Raw genomic sequence first — 3,136 nt, forward strand, 5'->3', positions numbered from 1 at the left:
CTGGACCAAAACCGCCGACGAAATCCTCGACAAGGTCGCCACCTACTGCCGACGAATCTCCGACTCAGGACACTAGCCGCAGACCCGGCCGTTCTCCGGGGTGTCGCCCCTCAGCAGGTGCGCGTCGACCGCGTCCGCGACGCACGCGCGGTCGGGGCTGTAGGCGCCGTGGCCCTCGCCGTCGAAGGTGAGGAGCGTGGCGACGTCCTCGCCGCCCATGGCCTCCTGCATGTGCCCGGCGCCCTCGTAGGGGGTGGCCGGGTCGCCGGTGGTGCCGACGAGCAGGATGGGGGAGGCCGGGTTCTCGACGCGGAAGTCCGGCGTCCCGGTCGTCGCGCCGGTCACCGGCCAGCCCTCGCAGCCGGTGACGCCCCAGACCATGTACGCGCCGAAGACGGGGGACGCTTCGAGGAAGTCCTCGCGGTACGCGTCGACCTCGTCGACGTCCACGCCGTACGCGTAGTCGGCGCAGGTGACGGCGGTCTGGGCGTCGGACTGGTTGCTGTACTCGCCCGCGCTGTCCCGGCCGCTGAGCGCGTCGGCGAAGGCCAGCAGCGTGTCGCCGGAGCCGGCCATGAGCTGCTCCAGCGCCGTGGTCAGGTACTCCCAGCTCTCGTGGGAGTACAGGGTGGCGGCGATGCCCGTGACCGCCTGGTCCGCCGTCAGCTCCCGGCCGTCGGGGTCGAGGGTCGGCATCGGGTCGTCCCCGAGGTGGTCCAGCACGCGCGTCAGTGTCTCGGTGGCCTCGGCCGGGGTGTCCCCGAGCGGGCAGCCGGGCCGCGCCGTGCAGTCGGCCAGGTAGTGGTCGAACGCGAGCTGGAAGCCGGCGGCCTGGTTGAGGGTGCCCTGCACCGGGTCGGCCAGGGGGTCCACCACCGCGTCCAGGACGGTGCGGCCGATGTGCTCCGGGAAGAGGTGGGCGTAGGTGGCGCCCAGCTCGGTGCCGTAGGAGATGCCGAAGTAGTGGAGCTTCTCGTCGCCGAGGACGTGGCGCAGCAGGTCCATGTCGCGGGCGGCGTCGGCGGTGCCCACGTGCGGCAGCACGTCGCCGGAGTGCTCCTGGCAGGCCGCGACGTAGTCGGCCTCGATGTCCTCGTAGACCTGTTCCTCGGCCGGGGTCTCGGGCGGGCCGGGCAGCCGCTCGGCGGCGGCGTCCCGTTCGTCGCCGCTGAAGCAGACGACGCCCGCGCTCTCCCCGACGCCGCGCGGGTCGAAGCTGACCAGGTCGAACCCGCCGTCGCGCAGCGTCTCGTAGTCCTCGGCCAGGCTCGGCAGGGTGGCGACGCCGGAGGCGCCGGGGCCGCCGAAGTTGAAGACGAGCGAGCCGATCCGCTCGTCGTCGGGCGCGGAGGTCACCGCGCGGATGAGGGCGATCTCGATGGTCTCGCCCGCGGGGTCGTCGTAGTCCAGCGGAACGGTGAGGTCCGCGCACTGCCAGGGCGTGCCGTCGGCCAGCTGGTTGGGCCGGCCGCCGTCGGCGCCCTGGAGGGTGGTGGGGCCGGGGCAGCGGTCCCAGCTCAGGCGCTGCCGGGCCAGCTCGTCGGGGAGGCCGGGGTAGGTGTCGGCCAGGGGTATGGACTCCTCCGGCGGGTCGCCGCCGCGCGCGGAGTCGTCGCCCGGGCCGCCCCCGGAGCACGCGCCGGCCAGCAGGGCGGCGGCCAGGGCGGTGGCGGTGGAGACGATGAGGGGGCGGCGCGGAGTTCTGGTCATGATTCCTCGGTGGGATGAGTGTCAGGTGCAGACAGTACCGTCGGCCGGTGTGGCTCCTGAGAGAAGGTGGGCGTCCACGGCGGCGGTGACGCAGGGGTCGCCGGAGGAGTAGGCGCCGTGGCCTTCCCCGTCGTAGGTGAGCAGGGCCGCCGCCCCGGGACCACCCATGGCCTCGCGCATGCGCTCGGCGCCCTCGTAGGGGGTGGCCGGGTCGCCGGTGGTGGCGAGCAGCAGGACGGTGCGGGCGCCGTCCACGAAGACCTCGGGCCGGTCGCTCGCGCCGGTCACCGGCCAGGCCGAGCAGGACAGCAGGGACCACACCAGGTGCGGGCCGAAGACGGGCGAGGCCGCGGCGAACGCGTCCTGCTGCTCGCGCACGGTCTCCAGGGTCGGGCGGGAGGCGAAGTCGGCGCAGGTGACGGCGTTGTTGGCGGCCTGGAGGTTGCGGTAACGGCCCTGCTCGTCCCGGCCGTTGTACTGCTCGGCGGCGGCCAGCAGCAGGTCGCCGCGGCCCTCGTCGAGGGCCTGGCGCAGGGCCTGGGTGAGGTAGGGCCAGGAGTCCTCGGAGTAGAGCAGCGCGAGCAGGGCGCCGACCGCGAGGCCCTGGGTGAGGTCGCGGTCCGTCGCGGTGGGCAGGGGCCGCGCGCGCAGGCCGTCCAGCAGGCCGGTCAGGACGGCGTACGCGGGGTCGCCGGTGGCGGTGCCGGTGGGGCAGCCGGCGTCCGGGGCACAGTCCGCGAGGTAGCCGTCGAGGGCGAGCTGGAAGCCCTCGGTCTGGAGCAGCGCGCGCTGGACGAGGTCACGGGTGGGGTCCACGACGGCGTCCAGGACGGTGCGGCCGACGCGCCGGGGGAAGAGGTGGGCGTGGACCGCGCCGAGCCTGGTGCCGTAGGAGACGCCGAAGTAGTGGAGCTGGTCGTCGCCGAGGACGTGGCGCAGCAGGTCGAGGTCGCGGGCGGTGTTCTCGGTGGTGAGGTGCGGCAGCAGCCGTCCCGCGCCCTGTGCGCAGTCCTCGGCGTACGCGCGCAGCTCGGCCAGGAGGGCGCGTTCCCCGGCCGGGGAGGCCGGCGGGCCGTGATTCTCCTGGGCGGCGGCGTCGAGTTCGGGGCCGGTGCGGCAGACGACGCCCCCGCTGGCGCCGACGCCGCGCGGGTCGAAGCTCACCAGGTCGTACCCCGCCCGGAGCCCGGTGTAGCGGTCGGCGACCCGGGGGAGGGTGGCGACGCCGGAGGCACCGGGGCCGCCGAAGTTGAAGACGAGGGAGCCGATGCGGGAGGCCGGTGCGGACGAACGGGTCCGGATGAGGGCGATGTCCACGGTCTCGCCGTTGCCGGGGTCTGCGTAGTCGAGCGGAACGGTCAGGGCGGCGCACTCCCACTCGGGGCCGGGGGCCGGGCCGGTGCCCTGGATCGGGGCCGGTGCGGCG

2 protein-coding genes are annotated in these 3,136 nt (G+C 74.7%); both read right to left on the minus strand.

All coding sequences use genetic code 11. The features are described from left to right. Nucleotides 1-72: 72 nt before the first annotated feature. Entirely contained in the window at nt 73-1,710 is a 1,638-nt protein-coding gene (locus ACSNOC_RS27350) for an alpha/beta hydrolase (protein WP_436750263.1), read from the minus strand. 21 nt (nt 1,711-1,731) lie between these two features. Beyond that, on the minus strand, nt 1,732-3,136 hold a 1,405-nt coding region (locus ACSNOC_RS27355), incomplete at its 5' end, for an alpha/beta hydrolase (RefSeq protein WP_436750264.1).

This window comes from Streptomyces sp. URMC 129 (assembly GCF_051386415.1).
Lineage (GTDB): Bacteria > Actinomycetota > Actinomycetes > Streptomycetales > Streptomycetaceae > Streptomyces.